Below are 24866 nucleotides of genomic sequence, written 5' to 3' on the forward strand. Positions count from 1 at the left end.
GCCCTCGGATGCTCGAAGGTGCCCGTGAAACAACTGATCTGAGGGGAGATCCCGATGAATTACAACTGGGACTGGGGCGTATTCTTCAAGTCCACCGGCGTTGGCAGCGAAACCTACCTGGACTGGTACATCACCGGCCTGGGCTGGACGATCGGCATTGCCGTTGCCGCCTGGATCATCGCATTGATGCTGGGTTCTGTACTCGGCGTCATGCGTACCGTTCCGAACCGACTGGTATCGGGTATTGCCACGGCCTACGTGGAACTCTTTCGTAACGTACCGCTGCTGGTGCAGCTGTTCATCTGGTACTTCCTGGTGCCCGACCTGCTGCCAGAAGGCCTGCAGGAGTGGTTCAAGCAAGACCTCAACCCGACCACCTCGGCATTCATCAGTGTGGTGATCTGCCTGGGCCTGTTCACCGCCGCCCGTGTCTGCGAACAAGTGCGTACCGGTATCCAGGCACTGCCCCGCGGCCAGGAAGCCGCAGCCCGCGCCATGGGTTTCAGCCTGCCGCAGATCTATTGGAACGTGCTGCTGCCGCAAGCCTACCGGATCATCATTCCGCCGCTGACCTCCGAATTCCTGAACGTGTTCAAGAATTCCTCGGTGGCCTCGCTGATCGGCCTGATGGAGTTGCTGGCACAGACCAAGCAGACCGCCGAATTCTCAGCCAACCTGTTTGAAGCCTTCACCCTGGCGACCCTGATCTACTTCACCCTGAACATGGGCCTGATGCTGCTGATGCGCATGGTCGAGAAGAAAGTCGCCGTGCCCGGCCTGATCTCCGTGGGGGGTAAATAATGGACTTCAGTGGAATCATTCCCGCCCTGCCGGGCCTGTGGAACGGCATGCTGATGACCCTGCAACTGATGGTCATGGGCGTGGTCGGCGGTATTGCGCTGGGCACCGTCCTGGCACTGATGCGGCTGTCGTCGAGCAAGCTCCTGGCAAACGTTGCCGGGGCCTACGTCAACTACTTCCGTTCCATCCCGCTGCTGCTGGTCATCACCTGGTTCTACCTGGCGGTGCCGTTCGTGCTGCGCTGGATCACCGGCGAAGACACCCCGGTCGGTGCGTTCACCTCCTGCGTCGTGGCCTTCATGATGTTCGAGGCGGCGTACTTCTGTGAAATCGTCCGTGCCGGTGTGCAGTCGATCTCCAAAGGCCAGATGGGCGCAGCCCAGGCCCTGGGCATGACCTACGGCCAGACCATGCGCCTGATCATCCTGCCCCAGGCATTTCGCAAGATGACCCCACTGCTGCTGCAGCAGAGCATCATCCTGTTCCAGGACACCTCGCTGGTCTACACCGTCGGCCTGGTGGACTTCCTCAACTCCGCACGTGCCAACGGCGACATCATCGGACGCTCGAACGAGTTCCTGGTCTTCGCCGGTATCGTGTACTTCGTCATCAGCTTCTCCGCTTCCTTCCTGGTCAAGCGTCTGCAGAAAAGGATAACCGTATGATTTCCATCAAGAACGTCAACAAGTGGTACGGCGACTTCCAGGTTCTGACCGACTGCAACACCGACGTCAAGAAAGGTGAAGTGGTGGTGGTTTGCGGCCCGTCCGGTTCCGGCAAGTCGACCCTGATCAAGTGCGTCAACGCCCTGGAGCCCTTCCAGAAGGGTGACATCATCGTCGACGGCACTTCGATCGCCGACCCCAAGACCAACCTGCCAAAACTGCGCTCGCGGGTCGGCATGGTGTTCCAGCACTTCGAGCTGTTCCCGCACCTGACCATCACCGAAAACCTGACCATTGCCCAGCGCAAGGTCCTGGGCCGCAGTGAAGCCGAAGCGACCAAGAAGGGCCTGGCCCTGCTCGATCGCGTCGGCCTGAGCAGCCAGGCGAAGAAACACCCGGGCCAGCTCTCCGGTGGCCAGCAGCAACGCGTTGCGATTGCCCGCGCACTGGCCATGGACCCGATCGTCATGCTGTTCGACGAACCGACCTCGGCCCTTGACCCGGAAATGGTCAGCGAAGTGCTGGACGTGATGGTCCAGCTGGCCAACGAAGGCATGACCATGATGTGCGTGACCCACGAAATGGGCTTCGCCCGCAAGGTCGCCAACCGCGTCATCTTCATGGACAAGGGCAACATCATCGAGGACTGCACCAAGGAAGAATTCTTCGGTGACCCGCACGCCCGCGATGAGCGTACCCAGCACTTCCTCAGCAAAATCCTGCAGCACTGAGGTGTTAATACTGCCTGTCCGGTGTACGCCGGGCAGGCAGTGCTGTTAGTTACAGGGCCACTGTGATGAAATGCGATCCCACGCTCTTTCGCCCAGCCAAGCCTGCCCTTGCCGTGAAACCCCGTTTGATCCGCCAACTGCTGATTCCACCCCTGATCATCCTGTTGATGATTGGCCTGGGTGTGGCTGGCTTCATGATCAGCGAGCACAACGGCATCCGCACCTTGAGCGAAACCGGCGAGCGCCAGCTTGAGCTGCACGCGCGCGGGGTCGAGAGCGAAATCAGCAAGTACACCTACCTGCCCAGCCTGCTGGAACTGGAAGACAGTGTCTCCAGCCTGCTGACTGAAACCGATGGCGAGAGTCGCCAGGCGGTCAACGAATACCTCGAAGGCCTGAACCGGCGCAGCCGCAGCCGGGCCATCTTCGTGCTCGACACCACCGGCCGCGTGCAGGCCACCAGCAACTGGCGCGATGTCGACAGTTTCCTCGGTGAAGACCTGTCGTTCCGTGCCTATTTCCAGGACGCCGTGCGCGGCCAGCCCGGGCGCTTCTATGGCATTGGCAGCACCAATGGCGAGCCTGGCTACTACCTGGCCCATGGCCTGGAAGAACACGGCAAGATCATTGGCGTGGCCGTGATCAAAGTGCGCCTGGAAGCGATGGAAGAACGCTGGCAGCGCGCACGCCTGGAGGCCTTCGTCAGCGACGAGAATGGCATCATCATCCTTTCCAGCGACCCGGCCCGGCGCCTCAAGTCAGTACGTCCGCTGAGCCCGGAAACCAAGGAGCGCCTGGCCCGCAGCCTGCAGTATTACTGGTGGCCGCTCAACGAGCTGCAGCCCTTGTCGCGGGAAAAATACGCCGACGGCATCGAAAAGCTGAGCTTTCCGGCCAATGCCGAACTCGGAGATGGCAGCCACGAAGTCGCCTACCTGGCCCAGACACGGCGGCTTAACGACACGCCCTGGCATTTCACCCTGCTCACACCGCTGCAAGACCTGCGCCGCGAGTCGACCATCCAGGGCATGCTGGTCGCCGTGGCGTTTGCCTTGCTGACCATCCTGCTGATTGCCTGGAACGAGCGTCGCAAGGTGATCGCCACACGCCTGGCTGCCCGCGAAGCCCTGGAAGAAGCCAACAGCCAGCTGGAGCGCAAGATTACCGAGCGCACCGCCGACCTGCGGGCCAGCAACGAACGCCTCATCGGCCAGATCCGCGAACGCCGGCATGCCGAACAAACCCTGCGCCACGCCCAGGACGAACTGGTCCAGGCCGGCAAGCTTGCCGCCATCGGCCAGATGTCCACCAGCATCGCCCATGAGCTGAACCAGCCGTTGGCAGCCTTGCGCACCCTTTCGGGCAACACCGTGCGCTTCCTTGAGCGCGGTGCCCTGGAAACCGCCAGCACCAACCTGCGCACCATGAACGACTTGATCGACCGCATGGGCCGCATTACGGCCAGCCTGCGTTCCTTCGCCCGGCGCGGCGACGACAGCGGCCAGGCATCGCTGGCCAAGGCCGTGGAGGCCAGCCTGCAAGTGCTGGGCAGCCGCATTGCAGGGTGTCACCTGAAACTGCACAGCCACTTCGATGACCAGCAACTGGCCATCGACCAGACGCGCCTCGAGCAAATCCTCGTCAACCTGATCGGCAACGCCCTCGACGCCATGGCCGCCCAACCCCTGCCCCAGCTCTGGCTGGAAGGCGAACTGCAGGGCGACAAGTACCGCCTGCGGGTGCGCGACAACGGCCACGGCATCGATGACGAAGCGCGCAAGCACCTGTTCGAGCCCTTTTTCACCACCAAACCGGGAGAGCAAGGCCTGGGCCTGGGCCTGACCCTGTCCGCCAGCCTCGCGGCCGCAGCCAAAGGCAACCTGAGTGTCGAACACCCCACCGGCGGTGGTACCGCGTTCGTCCTCACCCTGCCATTGGTCAATGCCCCCACAGAAACTGCCGAGTCCCTATGAACCAAGCGCCCCTTACCGTCCTGATTGTCGAAGACGACCCGCATGTGCTGCTCGGCTGCCAACAAGCCCTGGCGCTGGAAGACATCGCTTGCGAAGGTGTCGGCAGCGCCGAAGAGGCCCTGCAACGCATTGGTGATGACTTCGCCGGGATTGTGGTCAGTGACATCCGCCTGCCCGGCATTGATGGCCTGGAGCTGCTCGGTCGCCTCAAGGCGCGCGACAGCAGCCTGCCGGTGGTACTGATCACCGGTCACGGTGATATCGACATGGCCGTTGGCGCCATGCGCAACGGTGCCTACGACTTCATGGAAAAGCCCTTCGCCCCGGAGCGCCTGGTCGAAGTGGTGCGCCGCGCCCTGGAGCAACGCGGGCTTTCGCGGGAAGTCTTCGCGCTGCGCCGGCAACTGGCCGAGCAGAGCACCCTGGAAGGCCGGATCATCGGCCGCTCGCCGGTCATGCAGAACCTGCGCGAGTTGATTGCCAATGTGGCCGACACCTCCGCCAACGTGCTGATCGAAGGTGAGACCGGCACCGGCAAAGAGCTGGTCGCCCGTTGCCTGCACGAATTCAGCCGCCGCCAGGCGCAGCCGTTCGTGGCCCTCAATTGCGGTGGCCTGCCGGAGAACCTGTTCGAGAGCGAGATCTTCGGTCACGAGGCCAACGCGTTCACCGGTGCCGGCAAGCGCCGCATCGGCAAGATCGAACATGCCAATGGCGGCACGCTGTTCCTCGATGAAGTCGAAAGCATGCCGATCAACCTGCAAATCAAGCTGTTGCGGGTCCTGCAGGAACGCACTCTGGAACGCCTGGGGTCGAACCAGAGCATTCCCGTCGACTGCCGGGTGATCGCCGCGACCAAAGCCGATCTCGATGCCCTGGGCCAGAGTGGACAGTTTCGCAGCGACCTGTATTACCGCCTGAACGTGGTCACCCTGGAACTGCCGCCGCTACGCGAGCGCCGCGAAGACATCCTGCAGTTGTTCGAGCACTTCCTGCAGCTGGCGTCCCTGCGCTTCGATCGGGAGGTGCCGCAACTGGACAGCCAGACCCTGTCGCGGCTGATGGCCCACGATTGGCCGGGCAACGTACGTGAACTGCGCAACGTTGCCGAACGCTATGCCCTGGGCTTGCCGGCCTTCAAGAAAGCCGGTGCCACCCCCAACCAGAGCCTGGGTTTTGCCGAGGCGGTCGAAGCGTTCGAGCGCAACCTGCTCAGCGATGCCTTGCAGCGCACCGGTGGCAACCTCAGCCAGGCCAGCCAGGAGCTGGGCATGGCCAAGACCACCCTGTTCGACAAAGTGAAAAAATATGGCCTGGGATAACCCGCCGCACCAACAGGAAAGCACGTGGACCTGATACTCAAAGCCTGCCTGGGCGCAGCCGTGGTGGTGATCCTTGCCGCGCTGGCAAAAACCCGCAACTACTACATTGCGGGACTGGTCCCGCTGTTCCCGACCTTCGCCCTGATCGCCCACTACATCGTCGGCAAGGGCCGCTCGCTCGACGACCTGAAGACCACCATCCTGTTCGGCATGTGGTCGATCATTCCGTATTTCGTCTACCTGGCAGCCTTGTACTTGCTGGTCGACCGCATGCGCCTGGAGGCTTCACTGGCCCTGGCGGCCGTCGCCTGGCTGGTCGCGGCGACCGTACTGGTCAGCCTCTGGGTACGCCTGCACTAAAGCTGGGCCCAATGGCTCATGTCTTCGCGATGGGCCTTCAAGTAAGGCAGCACGGCGGCCAGCAAGGGCGCCTTGAATTGCTCCTGGAAGCGGTGCGCCAACCCCGGAATCAAGCGTAACTGGCTGCCCTGGATATGGGCGGCCAGATGCACCCCATGCATGACGGGTAGCAACGGATCGGCAGTGCCATGCACCACCAGGGTCGGCAGGCGCAGGTTGTTGAGCAGTTCGACGCGGCTCGGCTCGGCGAGAATCGCCATGATCTGGCGCTTCACGCCTTCGGGGTTGAACGCCCGGTCATAGGCCTGCGCCGCCTGCTCCAGCAATGCCTGGCGATCATCCTTGACCTGGGGACTGCCCAGTGCGGCCAGCAGGTCGGCCTGTTGCTCCAGCGCCACTTCGCGACTGGGCGCCCCGCGCCTGGCCAGCAACTGCACCAGCGCAGGGCTCGGTGCCGGCAAGCCCACAGCGCCAGAGCTGGACATGATCAACGTCAGGCTCTCCACCCGCTGCGGCGCCATTGCGGCCAGGTGCTGAGCGATCATCCCGCCCATGCTCACGCCAAGCACATGAAAACGCTCAACGCGCAGGGCATTCATCAGGCTCAGGCCATCGTCGGCCATGTCACTCAGGGTATAGGGCGCCCCCACCGACAGGCCCAGTTTGTAGCGCAGCAACTCATAGGTGAGGTTGGCGCCCGGCGGCGCCTGGTTCCAGGACGACAGGCCAACGTCGCGGTTGTCATAACGAATCACCCTGAAGCCCTGCTGGCACAGGGCGACCAGCACCTCATCGGGCCAATGGATCAATTGCCCTCCCAGGCCCATGACCAGCAACAAGGCAGGGTCCGAATCACGGCCGATGCTCTGGTAGGCCAGGCTGACCTGCGCCAGCCGTGCCTGCTGCACCGGCGCATGGACGTCACAACGCGCCGCCGTCGCAACGTGAGTGCATAAGAACAGGAAAAAAAACAAAAAAGCCCGCATGAGTGAAACACCAGAATGCAAATCCCCAGTAGAGCGCGAGTCTGATGAAATTCATTCAATCGCGCTGCCACAGTTGCGTGACAGTTTGATGAATCTGGCCCAGCGGTCACCTCACTAACTATCTACCGCCTGCCCCCACAGGATCGGCCGCCCAATGGGATTGCCACTCTCGGCATCACCCCCTTTCGGAAAGCCTTTTCATGAGCGAGCCATCTGAAACCTACGTACCGAATGCCCTTTCCCCTGTCGTACTGATCAGCGCCACCCCCTTCGACATCGAACGGTCGAACCAGGCCACCCGACGCTGGAAGCACCATTTCGACGCCTTCAATGACCTGCTTGCCCACGCACCGGGGGTGTACCAGGCGCTGCGCAGCGCGTTGCACAAGCAACTGCACACCGACCCTGATATCACTGGCCTGCGGTTTCATGCTTCAGGCACGTTCATCAATCTCATTGCACTCGCGGCATTCACCCGCCACCACCCTCGGGCAGCCGCAGAACTCGATTCACACGCTCAGGTCGTCGGCGTTGACGCCCAACACCCGATCCTGAGGCTGTCTGCGACGCAACTGATGGCCAAACTCGCCCCCCTGGAGTTGCCGGCCGTTGTCAGCCAGCACTGGCATGACTATTGGGCAGCGCGTGCCAAAGGCACTGCCGTCAGCCGACTCAGCCACGCCCGACAGCACTATCAGGGCTACCTGCGCGCAAGCCGGGACGCCACCCTGGCAAGTGCTGACGGTGATGTGCAGGCGCTCGACCCGGTCGACGATGACCACGATTCGGCAGGCTTTGACGCCTTGTTCGAGAGCCTCCTGCAGGCTCGACTCCAGGCCCTGGACCACAATCCCGGCAATGATCTTCAAACCCATGCCGAGCTTGCCCTGACCCTCGTCCACCGGGTCGATGCCAGGCAATACAGCCCGAGCGTCCTGAACACCCCGCCCACGCTCGAAAACGAAGAAGAGGAGCAGCCTCCAGGCCGCTCGTTGTTCGACTTTGGCAGCCTGGGCATCGACACGCCCTATGCCATTCGTCGGCAACAGATCAACCTGCAATACAACCTGCTCACCGCCCTGAGCGACGACAAACTGCAGGCGTTCAAGCGTGAGCACGCAGCGCTGGAGGCCGCCTGTGCCGGCGCCGAGCGGGCCATCGAGCGGTACCTTCAGGCCCCACCCCAGCCCCCCGTCGTCAGCGACGTTCTACTCAACTTCCACTATCAAGGGCTGCATGCCCATGCCCGTATCCAGCACCTGCTGGGGCAGATCAACGACGAACACCTGCGATGGGTCGAGGGTCTGGTGGGCTTTCCTGAATCCTTCCCGCCAGCCGATTCAGCGGTCATCGCCGCCCATCCGCACCTGCACCTCAAGGGTACCGACACCGTCGTGCGCGATTGCGTGGTGATCACCCTGGGTGACCCGCAGCCATCACCGGGCCTGTTGCTGTACTGGCCTGGCGATCCGGGCGGGCTGCTGCACTGCGCCAACCTGGACGAACTGGCACGCTGCTTCGACGTTACTGACTCGAGCGATCTGTCGTTGAGCCTGGTCCCGCTCAGCGGCAATGTGCTGGCGCAGGTCCTGACGTATCACCTGAGGCGCTGCGCGCCTGAGGCCCAGCCTGTCCAGGCCAGCAACGATGCGCTGGAGCGAGCTGCAGAAACACTGACGCACTCCTGGAGCGTGCCTCGCCACGCGGCCCGCGACTTTGCGTTCAAGCAGTTGCAGGAGCAGGAACACAGCGCGGCCTTGAGCCAGGTGTCCCCTCCCTGGCTGAAAGACCTGCAGGCGCCTGAACGCCTCGCCCTCAAAACCAGCACACTCGACTACATCACCGCCATGCGTCGCGCCCAGGCGCTGATCGCCCGTGACCTGCCCAACCGCGCGCTGTTCTGCCGCCAACACATCAGCACGTACCTGAGGCAGGACTTCCCCACCTACGATGGCAGCCCGATTACCCTGGACCTGCCGCAAGACACCGCCTGGAAAAAAGATGTCATCGCTGGCAGCGGTGCGCCTGGCGTACCCGTCAAACCGGTTCTGGTCGCCAGCAGGGAACGCGAAACCGTGACGCTGGAAACCCTGCTGCTGGAGCACATCGACGACAGGATAAAAGACCGCCTGCACTTCATGGCGTTGCGCCTGCAAACGGCCGACACGGCGCTTGAGCAAGCCCTGCGTGATCGCATCGACAAAGATTATCTGCTGGGCATGGCCAGCAATCTTGATCTTGCGCGGCAGTACGAAGACAAGATCCGTGCGGCCTATGCCGGCATCGACGAAGGCCCCTTCGCTCGCGAGTTCCGGCGCGAGGTACTCGGCGATCCGTTGCGCCTGATGCTGAAGATGCACTGCGCCATGGCCAAGGCTAAAGGCGATCTGGACGATAAGGCCCAGGCCATCCTGGACATCGCCATCGACGCCGACAACGCCGCAGCCTACCGACACGATGGACACGACATCCGCCTGATTCCCGCCATGCTCACCACCGGCGGTGCCGATACGAACCTGCACGGCACGGTTCTTTCTGGCGTGACCTTTATCACCGACCTGAGCAGTGGCCTCACGGTACTGTACCGCCCTGAGCATCCCACGCGCCCCCTGCGCCAATACCCCAGCCTCGAAGCGGCCCGCCTGGACCTTTACAGGCTCGGCAAGCAAACCGGCGAGATCGAGTACCTCGCCGCACGTGCCTTGCTGGGTAATCCCGACGCCCACTGCGCGCGGATGCGCGAAGCCATCAGGCTTGAGTTCGACGGCATCATTGGCCTTGGCACTGCCTGGCCCGCCACGACCTCACTTGCCCAGCACTTGCTCGATGCCCATCAGGGCCGAATGCTGGAGGCCCATCGCGCAACGTCACGCTCGAACGACCAACTGTGGCTGGAAAACTTCGCCTACCAGAGCGGCATGGTCTTCAACCACATCAAGATGGCCCTCGGCTTTTTACCGGTGATCGGCACCGTCATCGGCATCTATGACTTCTTCGAGGCCAGCGCCAAAGCCGCCAATGCACTGGTGAACGGTCAGATCGGCAGAGCACTGGATGAACTGGAATACGCGCTGCTGGCGTTCATCGACGCCGCGATGGACCTGGTGCCCGGCGCCATGGTCAATCCCGGCGCAGCCAGCCAACTCACCCGTCTGCGTCAGTGGCACCAGCTACAAGGCGGCCCTGCATCGGGCTTCAGGCCGGGGACGCCCAGTGCCAGTCAGCGACTGTCCCGTTTCGACGGCTATGAGTATCAAGCCCCCCTGTCGCTGGAGGGGATCGAACCTGGCGTCCAAGGCAAGTACCGCGGTATCTACCGGCACCCCGACGGTGACTTCATTCTGGTCGAGGACCGCCCGTACCATGTGCAGTGGCTTGAGACAGAACACACCTGGCGCCTGCGTGGGACCCCGCTCAAGACGTGGCGAAAAAATCTCGCACTGGACGAAAATGGCCAGTGGGACACCCACTTCGCACTCTACGGTGTGCACCTGCTGGGAGGTGGCGCTGGAGGGGGCCAGATCATCGGACACCTGGCCGAGCGACTGGACCCCTACTGGCCTGCGGCTATCCGCGATCAGCTTCCACGCTTTCTGGTAGACAGCGTCCATCGGCGCCGGCGCATGCTGGAATCGCAATCCCTTGTGGACGAGCGTACGTTTCAGGCGTCTGTACAACGCACGAACACTCAATACATAGCATTCTCAAGCGCAACGCCTGAAGTTCAAATGTCCTCGATACCGCAAATGAAACAACGCTTTCGTGCCGACATAGACGCGGCCAAAAGGTCATACAGCGCTTGGGACGAACGGCTGAAAGTCGAAGTCCCGGCGTTGAAACATACCTGTACCACGCAAAAATCCCGTGTGGCCCGAGCCCTGTGTAACCGGCTGATCGGCCTGATGGAACTGACAACGAGCCAAGCCCAGCACCACCTGTACCAACAACTGGCAACCTCCCTGCTGCTTGATGACCTGACCGATCTGGCGGAGCGAGCCCCATTGCTGCAGATCATGCGCAAACACGCGCTTCACGTCCTCGACAGCAAAGCTCAACTGCTCGCCCTGAAACAGGACCTCGATAGCTGGATCCCGCTCACGAGCCCTCCCCCACAGCCTTCCTTGCGAACAGGCGCTGCCGAGTTCAAGAGCAAACTGTCCGCCCTGAAAACAGCCCAGACGGATGAAAGTGCCGCGTTGCGAAACACCGTGACGGACCCCGATCAACTCATCGAAAAGGCAACTGACGTTCAGAGCCGATTCAAGGAAGGGCTACTGGCCCTCGGCGAAGCCTTCCCGCGTGCCAAACAGTACCTGAGCGAAGTCAGAGACTATGAGTTTCTCAAGCTGGCCCATCAGCTGAGGGAGCAATACCTGAATCAACTCTATTTCGTTTTTCACAACACCCGCCACCTGATGGTCGCGGCGCAGAAGTACTCCAACACCTCTGTTCTGGCCGAGTTCTACATCCGTCGACTGAGCACCATCGAAGACGAGGTGCATCAGATGCGCAGTACCTTGCTCGATCTGAAGGAAGTGTCTACCAATGCTGCCCAGCGCCGGGAAATCCATACCCAGGCCCGGCACGTCTTCCGTCAATACAAGCTCGATCTGCAAAGCACCTATGCCAGCATCCCGGAGCTGTTTGATGCCCCCCATCTGAAGATGCTGTATCAGAACCTCGACCTGCTCATCGAGCAGGCCGACAAGTCCATTCAACGCCTTCCCGGCCAACCACGGGTAAACAAAGGCGCCCATGCACCTCGATTGTTCCAGGTCGAAGATGGCAGCTTCTACATCGGCGACTATCTTCCCGCGGGGAGCACGGCGGGCGAACAGATTGTTGTGCGCAACGCCGAGGGCGGCACGGTCAGTACGTTCGAGCCGTCGGGGGACCGTTGGAGAAAGCAGGCCGCGCCGCCAGCGGTTCGTCCCCACGAACTGCGCGATCTCAAGCAGACGGCCAGGCAGCTACTGGCCGATCTGGAAAACTTCCGAAGCCGCGTCCGCAGGTACATGGGGCCCGCTACCGTGCCGGCTGATCTTGAAGACATCATGAACCTCAAGGCCGTGGAGCTGGAGAGCTGCGCCGATCGTATCGAGCTCCTTGGCGCCAGCAACGCCGACACCTCCGAGCTGCGAACCCAGGCCACCCAACTGCGGCGGCAAGGCACCCAACTGCGGATCGACCTGATCAAGCTCAGCCACCGGCCGAATGAAGGGCAGTTGATGTACTTGTACGAGCAACAACACATCGGCATCCAGGCAATAGGCGAACGGCAGCGACTCAAAGATCGTGACTTTCTTCAGGAGTATGAAGTTCGCGACCTGGCGGCGCCCAATCGCCCCGTGATGTGGTACGCCCACTTTCATTACCGTGGCCTTGAAACGCCGTTCGAGAGTTTCAGTGCGGCGCATCTCAAACGCCTGGAGGACCGCTACTTGCGCACCGACGATGTCTGGCGCGGGTCGATCAGACTCGATACCGCCAGGGCGTATTTTGCCTCCCGCTAAGAAGCAACAACGGCGAACCCCAGGGTTCGCCGTTGTTTTTTTACGCCAGCTCGCTGCGCAGCTGTCGCGCCGCCGCCACCATGTTCACCAGCGCGGCTTCCGTCTCCGGCCAGGAGCGAGTCTTAAGGCCGCAGTCAGGGTTGACCCACAGGCGTTCGGCCGGGATGCGCTTGACCGCCTTGCTCATCAACTTGACCATTTCTGCAGTGTCCGGCACCCGCGGGGAGTGGATGTCGTACACGCCAGGGCCGAGATCATTGGGGTACTCGAACGCCTCGAAGGCCTCCAACAGTTCCATGTCCGAGCGCGAGGTCTCGATGGTGATCACGTCGGCATCCATCGCCGCAATGGCCTCGATCACATCGTTGAATTCGCTGTAGCACATGTGGGTGTGTATCTGGGTTTCGTCGCGCACGCCACTTGAGCACAGGCGGAAGGCGTGCACGGCCCAGTCCAGGTACTGTTGCCATTGCGCCCGGCGCAGGGGCAAGCCTTCGCGGAACGCCGCTTCGTCGATCTGCACGATCTTGATCCCGGCCGCTTCCAGGTCCTGCACTTCGTCGCGAATGGCCAGAGCGAGTTGTTCGGCCTGGACCTTGCGCGACACATCCTCGCGCGGGAACGACCACATCAGCATGGTCACCGGCCCTGTCAGCATGCCCTTCATGACTTTGCTGGTCAGGCCCTGGGCGTACTCAATCCAGGCCACGGTCATGGCCTGCGGGCGGCTCAGGTCACCGTAGATGATCGCAGGCTTCACACAGCGCGAGCCGTAGCTCTGCACCCAGCCAAAGCGGGTAAAGATGTAGCCGTCGAGCTGCTCGGCAAAGTACTCGACCATGTCGTTGCGCTCGGCCTCGCCGTGCACCAGCACATCCAGCCCCAGACGCTCCTGGATCTGCACGGCATGGCGAATCTCGCTGTGCATGGCATCGGTGTAGTCGTTGGCCGACAGCTTGCCTTGCTTGAACGCCTGGCGAGCCAGGCGGATGGCCGACGTCTGCGGGAACGATCCGATCGTGGTGGTCGGGAACGCCGGCAGCTGCAAGCGCTGGCGCTGAGCGTCGATACGCTGGGCGAAGGCCGACTGCCGCTGGCTGTCGGCGGCAGTGACCGCCGCCAGACGCGCCTGAACCTGGGGCTTGTGGATGCGCGGCGACTCGGCACGGCTCTTCTGCACCGCGCGGCTGTTGGCCAGGGCGTTCTGGACCCGTGGCAGGTGCGGCGCATCCAGGGCCTTGGCCAGTACCGCGATTTCTTCGCACTTCTGCACGGCAAAGGCCAGCCAGCTTTTCAGCTCGGCATCCAGCTTGTCTTCGCGGGCCAGGTCCACCGGGCTGTGCAACAGCGAGCAGGAACCGGCGACCCACAGATTGGCACCGAAACGCTGGCGCGCCTGCTGCAGTTGCTCAAGGGCGGTGTCGAGGTCGCAACGCCAGACGTTGCGCCCGTTGACCACACCCAGCGACAGCACTTTGTAGGTAGGCAGGCGGTCGAGTACCGCCGGCAGTTGATCCGGGGCGCGGACCAGGTCGACGTGCAAGCCATCCACCGGCAGGCCCACGGCCAGGCCGAGGTTGTCTTCCAGGCCGCTGAAGTAGGTGGCGACCAGCTTCTTGAGCGGCGAGTACTGGAGAATGTGATAGGCACGCTCAAAGGCGTTTTTCCATTCCTGCGGCAGGTCCAGGCCCAGGATCGGCTCATCGATCTGCACCCACTCCACGCCCAGGCGGGACAGGCGGCTGAGGATTTCACCGTAGACCGGCAACAAGCGCTCCAGCAAGTCGAGCTTGTCGAACTCAGCGCCCTTGGCCTTGCCCAGCCACAAGTAGGTCAGCGGGCCGATCAGCACCGGTTTGACGGCATGCCCCAGGGCCTGGGCTTCGGCGACTTCTTCAAACAGCTGCTCCCAACTCAGCAAGAAGCGCTGGTCGGCGCTGAATTCCGGCACCAGGTAGTGATAGTTGGTGTCGAACCACTTGGTCAGCTCCTGGGCGTATTGCGCCTGGCCGTGCTCACCGCCGCAGCAGCTCGTGGTAGCACCACGGGCCATGGCGAACAGCGTGTCCAGGGTCGGCCGGCCATCGCTGTCCAGCGCGTTGGCGAAACGCTCAGGAATAGCGCCGAAGGCCAGCGAGTGGGTCAGCACCTGGTCGTACCAGGCAAAGTCGCCCACCGGCAACAACTCGATGCCGGCATCTTTCTGCAGTTGCCAGTGACGGGCCCGCAGTTCACGGCCAACCGCTTGCAGACCGGCCTGGTCGAGGTCGCCTTTCCAGTACGCCTCCTGGGCTTTTTTCAGTTCACGGTCAGCGCCAATGCGCGGAAAACCAAGGTTGTGGGCCAGTGCCATGACAATCGTGCTCCCTGTAAAAGATGGCGCTATTGTCGACAGCCAGGGCATCATGAGACAAACTCAATAAATTCGTGTTCATCTCAAAATTTATTCATGGAGCACCCCGTGCTGGAAATTCGCCACCTGAAAACCCTGCACGCCCTGCGCGAAGCCGACAGCCTGGTGGAGGCCGCCGAACGCCTGCACCTGACCCAGTCCGCCCTGTCCCACCAGTTCAAGGAACTGGAAGAGCGCCTGGGGATGCAGTTGTTCATGCGCAAGACCAAGCCGATCCGCTTCACCAGCGCCGGTCTGCGTCTGCTGCAACTGGCCGACGCCACCCTGCCGCTGCTGCGCGGCGCCGAGCGGGACATCGCCCGCCTGGCCGGCGGCACCGCCGGGCGCCTGCACATGGCCATCGAATGCCACAGCTGCTTCCAGTGGCTGATGCCGACCATCGACCAGTTCCGCGACGCCTGGCCTGAGGTCGAGCTGGACCTGGCTTCGGGCTTTGCCTTCGCCCCGCTCCCGGCCCTGGCCCGTGGCGACCTCGACCTGGTGGTGACGTCCGACCCGCTGGAGCTGACCGGCCTGACCTATGTGCCGTTGTTCACCTACGAAGCCATGCTCGCGGTGGCCAACCAGCACCCGCTCGCCAGCAAGCCCTACATCGTGCCGCAGGACCTGGCCTGCGAGACGCTGATCACCTACCCGGTGGAGCGTGACCGCCTGGATATCTTTACCCGCTTCCTGGAGCCGGCCGACGTGGAGCCTGCCCAGGTACGCACGGCCGAACTGACGGTGATGATGATGCAATTGGTGGCGAGCGGACGGGGTGTCTGCGGCATGCCGCACTGGGCATTGCACGAGTACAGCTCGCGCGGCTACGTGAAGGGCAAGCGACTGGGCGAGAAAGGTCTGTTTGCCACGCTGTACGCGGCGGTGCGCACCGACATGCTCGATGCGCCGTACATGCGCGACTTTTTGCTGACCGCCAAGGACACGTCCTTCTCCACCCTCGACGGTGTCAGCGCGGTGCGTTGAGGCTCACGCCAGTTTGCGCTGCTCCTGCACCAGGCGCAGCGCCAGCCCTGCCAGCACGAAGCCCATCACATAGCGCTGCACCATCAGCCACAGCGGATAGCGCACGAACCAGGCCGAAAGGCCTGCCGCGAACAGCGCGATCAGCAGGTTCACCGAGAAACTCACGGTGATCTGGGTCAGGCCCAGCGTCAGGCTCTGAGCCAGCAGCGAGCCATGCTCCGGGGAGATGAACTGCGGCAGGATCGAGAGGTAGAACATCGCCACCTTGGGGTTCAGCACACTGGTCAGAAAGCCCATCATCACCAGCCTGGCCGGAGAATCCGGGCTCAGCTCACGGGCCTCGAACGGCGAGCGCGCCCCCGGTTTCACCGCTTGCCAGGCCATCCACAGCAAGTAGGCGGCGCCCGCCCACTTGAGCAGGTCGTAGCCCAGCGGCACCGCCATGAACAACGCCGTCAGCCCCACTGCCGCGGCCGTCATGTGCACCAAAAAGCCGGCGACCACACCCACCAGCGAGGTGATACCGGCCATGCGGCCCTGGCAGATCGAACGCGAAATCAGGTAGATCATGTTGGGGCCGGGCGTCAGGACCATCAGCAGGGCCGCACCGGTGAACAGCAGCCAGTCTTGAACGGGGATCATGGGCATTCCTTTGCGAAGTTGGGATCAGGCAGGCTGGCTAGTTAATCGCCGGTACAGGGGCAGAATCAAGTCCCGCGTCAGCGGCGCCAGCTCGAGGGTCAGCGGCTTGCGCGCCGAGACCCACACCACCTCTTCGATCTCGGCAGCAGGCTCGACCGGGAGTGCGGTATGAACCTGAAAAAGCTCGGCCTGAACGACATAGCCTGGCTCGTTGGCAGCAGGGGCAGTGAATCGCCCCAGGTAACTGGCCTCCTGGGGGTCGATCACCAGGCCCAGTTCCTCGAACAGTTCTCGGGCCAGCGCACTGACCGGCTGCTCATCGGCCTCGATCTTGCCCCCGGGCTGCATGAACGCCTGGGTACCGCGCTTGCGTACCAGCAAGGTACGGCCCTGTGGGTCAAGCAGCAGGGCGGCGGCGATGCGGATGGTTTTGCTCATGGTGAGCCTCGTGACGGAAAAGCGCGCAAGGATCACATGTCCCGAATACCCAGACAACTCCCGCACAATCTGTACACGAGCGCTTCCCCGCCTGACGAACGCACCTTGCAACCCTGCCCGCTTGGCCGCATAAACAGGCCATGAACCTACCCGCCATGAACCACCCGGAACTGGACGCCTTCCACCCCGCCGTCCGCACCTGGTTCCAGCGTCGCTTCCCGACCGTGACCGCAGCCCAGGCCCGGGCCTGGCCACTGATTCGCCGCGGCCAGTCATTGCTGGTAGCCGCCCCCACCGGCTCGGGCAAGACCCTCACGGCGTTCCTCGCCATCCTCGATGAGCTGTTCAAGCAGGGCCTGGCCGATGGCGAGCTGCCGGACCAGACCCAGGTGGTCTATGTCTCGCCGCTCAAGGCGCTGTCCAACGATATCCAGATCAACCTGCAAGCCCCCTTGGCCGGCATCAACGAGGCCCTGGTCGGACACGGCCATGCCCCCCTGCAGATCCGCACGGCGGTGCGCAGCGGCGACACACCGCAAAAAGAACGCACGGCCATGCGCCGCAAAGCACCGCATATCCTGGTCACCACCCCGGAGTCGCTGTATGTGCTGCTGGGCTCCGAATCCGGCCGCCAAGGCCTTGCCAGCGTGCATACGGTGATTGTCGATGAGATCCATGCCCTGGCCGGCAACAAGCGCGGCAGCCACTTGAGCCTGAGCCTTGAGCGCCTGCAGGCGCTGTGCCAACGCCCGCTGCGGCGGATCGGCCTGTCGGCCACCCAGCGCCCGGTCGAACGGGTTGCGGCGTTTCTGGTGGGCAAGGAACGTGACTGCGCCCTTGTCGATATCGGCCACGCCCGTGCCCGCGACCTGGCGCTTGAAGTGCCGCCGGTGCCCTTGGGCGCGGTGATGGCGACCGATGTCTGGGGGCTGGTCTATGACCGCCTCGCGGCGCTTGCCCGGGAACACCGCACTACGCTGGTTTTCGTCAACACCCGGCGCCTGGCCGAACGCCTGACCCGTCACCTGAGCGAACGCCTGGGCCAGCATGCGGTGGCGGCGCACCACGGCAGCCTGGCCAAGGAACACCGCCTGGACGCCGAGCAGCGCCTCAAGCGCGGCGAACTGCAGGTGCTGGTCGCCACCGCCTCCCTTGAGCTCGGGATCGATATTGGTGAAGTCGAGCTGGTTTGCCAGATGGGCTCGCCCGGCTCCATTGCGGCCTTCCTGCAGCGTGTCGGTCGCGCGGGGCACCAGGTCGAGGGCACGCCCAAGGGGCGCTTGTTTCCCCTGTCCAGGGACGACCTGATCGAGTGCGCGGCCCTGCTCGATTGCGTGCGCCGGGGCGAGCTGGACCTGCTGCACATTCCCCGGGCACCGCTGGATGTACTGGCCCAACAGATCGTCGCCGAGGTCAGTTGCCAGCCCTGGGATGAACACGCGCTGTACCAGTGCCTGCGCCAGGCACTGCCCTACGCCGACCTGGACCACGCCCACTACCAGGCCCTGCTGCGCATGCTCGCCGAGGGTTTCAATGGTCGCCAGGGGGTGCGCAGCGCCTACCTTCATCGCGATGCCGTCAATGCCAGCCTGCGCGGGCGGCGCGGCAGCCAGCTGACGGCGCTGACCAGCGGCGGCACCATTCCCGACAATGCCGACTACGCGGTGCTGCTCGAACCCCAAGGGCTGAACATCGGTAGCGTGAACGAAGACTTTGCCGTGGAAAGCATCGCCGGCGATATCTTCCAGCTGGGCAATGCCTCGTACCGAATTTTGCGTGTGGAAAGCGGCAAGGTGCGAGTCGAGGACGCCAAGGGGCTGCCCCCGAGCATTCCGTTCTGGCTGGGCGAAGCCCCTGGGCGCAGCGATGAGCTGTCGTTCGGCGTGGCCCGCCTGCAAGACGAAATCGACCGACGCCTGGGCGAGTCCGGCGGCCAACTGCCCCCCCTGCTCGCCTGGCTGCAGAGCGACATCGGTCTGGCCCCGGACAGCGCCGAGCAACTGCTCGACTACCTGGCCCGCACCCGCGAAGTGCTGGGCGCCCTGCCCTCGCAGCAAACGCTGATCATGGAGCGGTTCTTCGACGAGTCCGGCGGCACCCAGTTGATCATCCATAGCCCCTTTGGCAGCCGGATCAACCGTGCCTGGGGCCTGGCGTTGCGCAAGCGCTTCTGTCGCACATTCAATTTCGAGTTGCAGGCCGCCGCCAGCGAAGACGCTATCGTGCTGTCGCTGTCGGCCAGTCACAGCTTTGCCCTGGACGAGGTGTGGCGCTACCTGCAAAGCAACAATGCCGAGTCGGTCCTGATCCAGGCCTTGCTCGATGCGCCATTGTTCGGCGTACGCTGGCGCTGGAACGCCGGCGTCGCCCTGGCCTTGCCGCGCTTTGTCGGCGGCCGCAAGGTGGCGCCGCAGATCCAGCGGATGAAAAGCGAAGACCTGATCGCCGCGGTCTTTCCCGATCAGATCGCCTGCCTGGAGAACATCGTCGGCGAGCGGCAGATACCCGATCACCCGCTGGTTGAACAAACCCTCGATGACTGCCTGCACGAGGCCATGGACAGCGAGGGTTGGCTGACCCTGCTACGGCGTATCGAACAAGGCCGGATCCGATTGATCAGCCGCGACCTGCCCGCCCCGTCGCCCCTGGCGTCGGCCATTCTCAATGCCCGCCCCTACACCTTTCTCGACGATGCGCCGCTGGAAGAACGGCGCACCCAGGCTGTGCTCAACCGACGCTGGAACGAGGTGCAAGGCAGCGACGACCTGGGTGCCCTGGACCCCGACGCCATCGCGGCGGTTGAAGCCGAAGCCTGGCCTGCGCCTACCCGCAGTGATGAAATGCATGAAGCGCTGATGAGCCTGGGCTGCATCAGCGAGCGCGAAGTCGCGGCCAATCCCGGCTGGCAAACGTGGCTTGATGAACTGGCGGGCGCAGGGCGAGCCTGTTGCCTGCAAGGGCTGTGGCTTGCCCGGGAGCGCCTGACACTGCTGCGCACGCTGTACCCGCACGCGGCGTTGATACCGGATGTTCCGGCACTGCCCGGTTTCGATCAGCCCCTGGATGCCGACACCGCGCTGGTTGAACTGCTGCGCGCACGCCTCAGTGGCTTTGGCCCACTGACCCTGGCGCAGATCGCCGCGCCCCTGCAACTGCCCATGAGCGACCTCGAACAAGCATTGGCGCGCCTGGAAGCCGAAGGCTATGTGATGCGCGGCTACTTCAGCCCCGGCACCGCGGACCTGCAATGGTGCGAACGGCACTTGCTGGCACGTATCCACCGCTACACGGTCAAGCGCCTGCGCCGGGAAATAGAGCCGGTCAGCCTGCAGGATTTCATGCGCTTTCTTTTCGACTGGCAGCACCTGAGCGCGACCACGCGCCTGCAAGGCCCCGCTGCGCTCAGCGAAGTGCTGGAACAGTTCGAGGGTTATCCCGCAGCGGCAAGTGCCTGGGAGTCCGACTTGTTGCCCAGCCGCATCAAGGACTACAACCCGACTTGGCTGGATGAAGCCTGCCGCGCCGGCAAGTTCGCGTGGGCTCGCCTGGCGCCCGGTGCAGCGGCCACCACCTTGCGCAGCACGCCACTGGTGCTGTTGCCACGTGCCCGCCTGGGGCTGTGGCGAGCGCTGAGCCCGGCACTGGAGAGCAGCGACCTGAGCCTGAAGGCGCAACGGGTGTATACGGTGCTCAGTGAACACGGCGCCTTGTTCTTCGATGAGCTGGTGCATGACGCCCACTTGCTGCCCAGCGAGCTGGAAAACGCCCTGCAGGCGTTGGTCGCCGCCGGGTTGATCAGTGCCGACAGCTTTGCCGGCCTGCGGGCGCTGATCACCCCGGCCAGCAAGCGCCAGGGGCGCAGCCACCGTCGCGGTCGCGGCCCCGCGTTCGGCGGCATGCAGGACGCCGGACGCTGGGCCCTGCTGCGCAAGGCTGCGGCGCCCGATCGCGAGGAAAGCCTGGAGCACATCGCCCGTACCTTGTTGCGCCGCTACGGCGTGATCTGCTGGCGATTGCTGGAGCGCGAGGCCGACTGGCTGCCGAGCTGGCGCGAACTGCTGCGTTGCTACCACCGCCTGGAAGCCCGTGGCGAGATTCGTGGCGGGCGCTTCATCAGTGGCCTGGCAGGCGAGCAATTCGCACTGCCCGAAGCCGTGGCGCTGCTGCGCGAAGTGCGGCGGCGCCCGCTGGACGCCAGCCTGGTGGCGCTGAGCGGCAGCGACCCGCTCAACCTGGTCGGCACCCTGCTGCCTGGGGCCCTGCACCCGGGAACCCTGCACCCGGGAACCAGAGTGCCAGCGCTCAGCAGCAATCGCCTGCTCTACCGCGACGGCGTGCCGGTGGCCAGCCTGATTGCCGGGACGGTTCACTTCGATACTGCGCTGGAGCTTGCGCAGCAGGGCGAGCTGCGGGACCGGTTGATCCGCGAACCCGGCCTATAGCGGTGAGAATGATTTTTACTCCACCCAATCGACGGCAAGGCTTCATGTTCATGGGCTGGCGCTGGCGCGTGCAACCGGGCTAAGGTCGGAAATTGTTCCAGGCCCCGAGCCTGACCGAGCCATCGAAAGGAACCCGCATGAGCCTGTCACTTCTGAGCCGCTATGCCTTTTTCGCCGCCTGTGTCCTGTTCACCCTGGCGAGCCTGCCCTTCCTGCACCATGAGTGGCTGTGGCCATTCACCCTGGCGACCGCCATCCTCAGCCTGATCGGCCTGTTCGATCTGCTGCAAAGCCGCCACGCGGTGCGGCGCAACTACCCGATCCTGGGCAACATCCGCTACCTGGTCGAAGGCATTCGCCCGGAAATCCGCCAATACCTGCTTGAGTCGGACAGCGATGCCCTGCCGTTTTCCCGGGCCCAGCGCTCGCTGGTCTACGCCCGGGCCAAGAACGAAGCCTCGGACAAGCCGTTCGGCACCCTGATCGACGTCTACCAATCGGGCTTCGAGTTCATCGGTCATTCCATGCGTCCGGCGCCCTTGAGCGACCCGACAGCCTTCCGGGTGATCGTCGGTGGCCCGCAATGCACCCAGCCGTATTCGGCTTCGGTGTTCAACATTTCGGCCATGAGCTTCGGCTCGCTCAGCGCCAATGCCATTCGCGCCCTCAACCAGGGTGCCAAGCTGGGCAATTTCGCCCATGACACCGGCGAAGGCAGCATCAGCCCCTATCACCGTGAGCATGGCGGCGACCTGACCTGGGAGCTGGGCAGTGGCTATTTTGGTTGCCGCACCGCCGATGGCCGTTTCGACCCCGAGCGCTTTGCCGAGCAAGCCCGCAGCCCGCAAGTGCGCATGATCGAGATCAAGATGAGCCAGGGTGCCAAACCCGGCCACGGCGGCATCCTGCCCAAACACAAAGTCACCCGCGAGATTGCCGAGACCCGTGGCGTGATGATGGGCGAAGACTGCATTTCACCGTCGCGCCACAGCGCCTTCTCCACCCCTGTCGAGATGATGCAGTTCATTGCCCGGTTGCGTGAGCTGTCGGGCGGCAAGCCGGTGGGCTTCAAGTTCTGCCTGGGTCACCCGTGGGAATTCATGGGCATCGCCAAGGCCATGCTGGAAACCGGCATCCTGCCGGACTTCATCGTGGTCGACGGCAAGGAAGGCGGCACCGGAGCGGCGCCGGTGGAGTTCACCGACCACATCGGCGTGCCCTTGCGCGAAGGCTTGCTGTTCGTACACAACACCCTGGTGGGCTTGAATCTGCGCGACAAGATCAAGTTGGGTGCCAGCGGCAAGATCGTCAGTGCTTTCGACATCGCCAGCGTGCTGGCCATCGGTGCCGACTGGGCCAACTCGGCGCGCGGCTTCATGTTCGCCATCGGCTGCATCCAGTCCCAGAGCTGCCACACCAACAAATGCCCGACCGGCGTCGCCACCCAGGATGCCCTGCGCCAGCGCGCCCTGGTGGTGCCGGACAAAGCCCAGCGGGTGTTCAACTTCCACCACAGCACCCTCAAGGCCCTGGCCGAAATGCTCGCCGCCGCCGGCCTCGACCACCCGTCCCAGCTGGAAGCCAAGCACCTGGTGCGACGTGTCTCGGCCACCGAGATCAAGCTGTTCTCGCAGATGCACGTATTCCTCAAGCCCGGCGAATTGCTCAGCGGACAGATCAGTGGCGAGTTCTATTCGAGGATGTGGGCGATGGCGCGGGCTGACAGTTTCGAGCCCAACAGCGAGGTTGCCGCCTGAATGTTTCGCGGGGTAGGCGCAGGCTTGCCCCGCGATGCGATGTGACAGATCGCAATCGCGGGGCAAGCCCGCTCCCACACCACAGGGTTCACATCAGGAGGCGGTACGCGCCAGCTGCGCGTTGTCGGCCTTTGGCGACAGTTTGAACACGTAGTACAGCACGGTCAGCATGACCAGGAAGGCCGGGCCGATGTACAGGGCCACGCGGGTCTCCTCGAAGTAAGCCATCAGACCCACCACCAGGATCAGGAACGCCAGCGCCAGGTACGAGCTCAGCGGCCACAGCCACATGCGGTACTTCAGGGCATCGCGTTCAGCGGTGGACAGGCCGGCGCGGAACTTGAGCTGCGCCAGCAGGATCATCACCCAGGTCCAGATCGCACCGAAGGTAGCGATTGCAGTCACCCAGACAAAGACCTTTTCCGGTACCAGATAGTTGGCCAGCACGCCCAGCAGCAAGGCGGCGATGGACAGCAGCAAGGCATTGCGCGGCACGCCGTTGCTCGAGGTGCGGGCAAAGGTGGCCGGGGCCTGGCCATTCTGCGCCAGGCTGTAGAGCATGCGCCCGGTGCTGAAGATACCGCCGTTGCACGACGACAGCGCCGCGGTGATCACCACGAAGTTGATGATGCCGGCTGCCGTCTTGATGCCCAGACGCTCGAAGGTCATCACGAACGGGCTGCCCTGGCTGCCGATTTCATTCCATGGGTAGATGGACAGGATCACGAACAGCGCGCCCACATAGAACAGCAGGATGCGCCAGAACACCGAGCCGATGGCCTGGGGAATGGTCTTTTGCGGGTTGCGCGCTTCACCGGCAGTCAGGCCGATCATTTCTACGCCCAGGTAGGCGAACATCACCATTTGCAGCGACATCAGCACGCCGGTCACGCCGTTAGGCATGAAGCCGCCGTTGCTCCACAAGTTGGAGATCCCCATGGCCACACCGTCGTTACCAAAGCCGAAGGCGATGATGCCGATGCCGCCCAGTACCATGGCAATGATGGTGACGATCTTGATCAGGGCGAACCAGAACTCGAACTCACCGAAGGCCTTGACCGCGATCAGGTTGATCGCGCCCATGCTGCCCAGGGCCGCCAGGGCCCAGATCCAGCGGGGTACGTCGGGGAACCAGATGCCCATGTAGATGGCCACTGCGGTGATTTCAGCCACGCACGTCACCAGCCACAGGAACCAGTAGTTCCAGCCGGTAAGAAAGCCCGCCAACGGGCCGAGGTAATCCTGGGCGTAACGGCTGAAGGAACCTGCGACCGGGTTGTGTACCGCCATCTCACCGAGGGCACGCATGATCACCAGGATCGCCAGACCGCCGATGATGTAAGACAGCATGATTGCCGGACCGGCCATTTCGATGGCCTTGGCCGACCCCAGGAACAGGCCGACACCGATACAGGCGCCCAGCGCCATCAGGCGAATGTGTCGCTCGCCGAGTTCTCGCTTGAGTGGGCCGCCCTGGGCGGTCTCACCATGAGAAGGATGGTTGCCGACTGGCATAGAAATACAACCTCATTTTGTTATTGGATATAGACCGTTCGTGCAGGCCTGGTACCGCCGATAGGCGGATACGCTACCTTGCCGGGTGCCACCTTGTGAGCGGCCCCGTCTGCCGATGCGTGAAGCGCCGGCAGTGCGAAAGGGGCGAGCAGTATAGAAAGGCCCCTTAAGGGCATTTCACTATAAAGAGCACGATATTTGGCGAGAACTCTCGGCAAAAACCGCATCCATGGAGGAACATTCCCCGTGCTTTCTCCAGCACCCTGAAAAAGGGCGGCTAACATAGCACCAAAACAAGGCAATACAACCTTCCACCAAAGGCGCATGCCTACGCCCTCTCAG

General features: G+C 63.3%; 15 protein-coding genes. 10 read left to right on the forward strand and 5 right to left on the reverse strand.

Annotation, left to right across the window (positions count from 1 at the left end; all coding sequences use genetic code 11):
- The first annotated feature begins 54 nt into the window (after nt 1-54).
- The 6 genes from U9R80_RS21750 (at nt 55) to U9R80_RS21775 (ending at nt 5852) form a co-directional block, all read left to right on the forward strand.
- Nucleotides 55-801 (forward strand): amino acid ABC transporter permease, encoded by a 747-nt coding sequence (locus U9R80_RS21750; RefSeq protein WP_301841259.1) that lies wholly within the window; start codon nt 55-57, stop codon nt 799-801.
- Nucleotides 798-1466: an amino acid ABC transporter permease gene (locus tag U9R80_RS21755; protein WP_301841370.1), complete on the forward strand. Its 669-nt coding sequence runs from the start codon at nt 798-800 to the stop codon at nt 1464-1466. Before U9R80_RS21750 ends, U9R80_RS21755 begins: the two co-directional genes overlap by 4 nt.
- Nucleotides 1463-2197, forward strand: a complete 735-nt coding sequence (locus tag U9R80_RS21760) for an amino acid ABC transporter ATP-binding protein (RefSeq protein WP_301841258.1) — start codon at nt 1463-1465, stop codon at nt 2195-2197. Before U9R80_RS21755 ends, U9R80_RS21760 begins: the two co-directional genes overlap by 4 nt.
- Nucleotides 2198-2262: 65 nt before the next feature.
- Nucleotides 2263-4170 carry a sensor histidine kinase gene (locus tag U9R80_RS21765; protein WP_301841256.1) on the forward strand — a complete coding sequence of 636 codons (1908 nt, stop codon included), beginning with the start codon at nt 2263-2265 and terminating at the stop codon, nt 4168-4170.
- A 47-nt stretch (nt 4171-4217) separates the two neighbouring features.
- On the forward strand, nt 4218-5492 hold the full coding sequence (locus U9R80_RS21770) for a sigma-54-dependent transcriptional regulator (protein WP_324805255.1): 1275 nt from the start codon (nt 4218-4220) through the stop codon (nt 5490-5492).
- A 33-nt stretch (nt 5493-5525) separates the two neighbouring features.
- Entirely contained in the window at nt 5526-5852 is a 327-nt protein-coding gene (locus tag U9R80_RS21775) for a GlpM family protein (RefSeq protein ID WP_274115392.1), read from the forward strand.
- Here the strand turns inward: U9R80_RS21775 and U9R80_RS21780 are convergent.
- Complete coding sequence (locus tag U9R80_RS21780; RefSeq protein WP_301841252.1) at nt 5849-6838, reverse strand: alpha/beta fold hydrolase; 990 nt, start codon at nt 6836-6838, stop codon at nt 5849-5851. The genes U9R80_RS21775 and U9R80_RS21780 overlap by 4 nt on opposite strands.
- A 200-nt stretch (nt 6839-7038) precedes the next feature.
- Between U9R80_RS21780 and U9R80_RS21785 the strand changes: the two genes are divergently transcribed.
- Nucleotides 7039-12351 carry a hypothetical protein gene (locus tag U9R80_RS21785; protein WP_301841250.1) on the forward strand — a complete coding sequence of 1771 codons (5313 nt, stop codon included), beginning with the start codon at nt 7039-7041 and terminating at the stop codon, nt 12349-12351.
- Between the two features lie 40 nt (nt 12352-12391).
- On the opposite strand, the gene metE is transcribed toward U9R80_RS21785, so the two are convergent.
- Nucleotides 12392-14704, reverse strand: a complete 2313-nt coding sequence (gene metE, locus U9R80_RS21790; RefSeq protein WP_301841248.1) for a 5-methyltetrahydropteroyltriglutamate--homocysteine S-methyltransferase — start codon at nt 14702-14704, stop codon at nt 12392-12394.
- 108 nt (nt 14705-14812) lie between these two features.
- Here metE and metR point away from each other — a divergent pair, with 108 nt between their 5' ends.
- On the forward strand, nt 14813-15730 hold the full coding sequence (gene metR, locus U9R80_RS21795) for a transcriptional regulator MetR (protein ID WP_301841247.1): 918 nt from the start codon (nt 14813-14815) through the stop codon (nt 15728-15730).
- A 3-nt stretch (nt 15731-15733) separates the two neighbouring features.
- On the opposite strand, the gene U9R80_RS21800 is transcribed toward metR, so the two are convergent.
- Both U9R80_RS21800 and U9R80_RS21805 read right to left on the reverse strand, forming a co-directional pair.
- Nucleotides 15734-16372 carry a LysE family translocator gene (locus U9R80_RS21800; RefSeq protein WP_301841245.1) on the reverse strand — a complete coding sequence of 213 codons (639 nt, stop codon included), beginning with the start codon at nt 16370-16372 and terminating at the stop codon, nt 15734-15736.
- Nucleotides 16373-16396: 24 nt separating this feature from the next.
- Nucleotides 16397-16810 carry an NUDIX hydrolase gene (locus tag U9R80_RS21805; RefSeq protein ID WP_301841244.1) on the reverse strand — a complete coding sequence of 138 codons (414 nt, stop codon included), beginning with the start codon at nt 16808-16810 and terminating at the stop codon, nt 16397-16399.
- A 140-nt stretch (nt 16811-16950) separates the two neighbouring features.
- Here U9R80_RS21805 and U9R80_RS21810 point away from each other — a divergent pair, with 140 nt between their 5' ends.
- Both U9R80_RS21810 and U9R80_RS21815 read left to right on the forward strand, forming a co-directional pair.
- On the forward strand, nt 16951-21252 hold the full coding sequence (locus tag U9R80_RS21810) for a DNA glycosylase AlkZ-like family protein (protein WP_301841243.1): 4302 nt from the start codon (nt 16951-16953) through the stop codon (nt 21250-21252).
- Nucleotides 21253-21389: 137 nt separating this feature from the next.
- The gene (locus U9R80_RS21815) at nt 21390-23009 is read left to right on the forward strand and encodes an FMN-binding glutamate synthase family protein (protein ID WP_301841241.1); all 1620 of its coding nucleotides are present in this window, start codon (nt 21390-21392) and stop codon (nt 23007-23009) included.
- 93 nt (nt 23010-23102) lie between these two features.
- Here U9R80_RS21815 and U9R80_RS21820 read toward each other — a convergent pair whose 3' ends face one another.
- Nucleotides 23103-24524 (reverse strand): amino acid permease, encoded by a 1422-nt coding sequence (locus U9R80_RS21820; RefSeq protein ID WP_301841238.1) that lies wholly within the window; start codon nt 24522-24524, stop codon nt 23103-23105.
- Nucleotides 24525-24866 lie beyond the last annotated feature (342 nt).

Origin of the sequence: Pseudomonas sp. JQ170C, from assembly GCF_035581345.1 — a bacterium.
Classification (GTDB): domain Bacteria; phylum Pseudomonadota; class Gammaproteobacteria; order Pseudomonadales; family Pseudomonadaceae; genus Aquipseudomonas.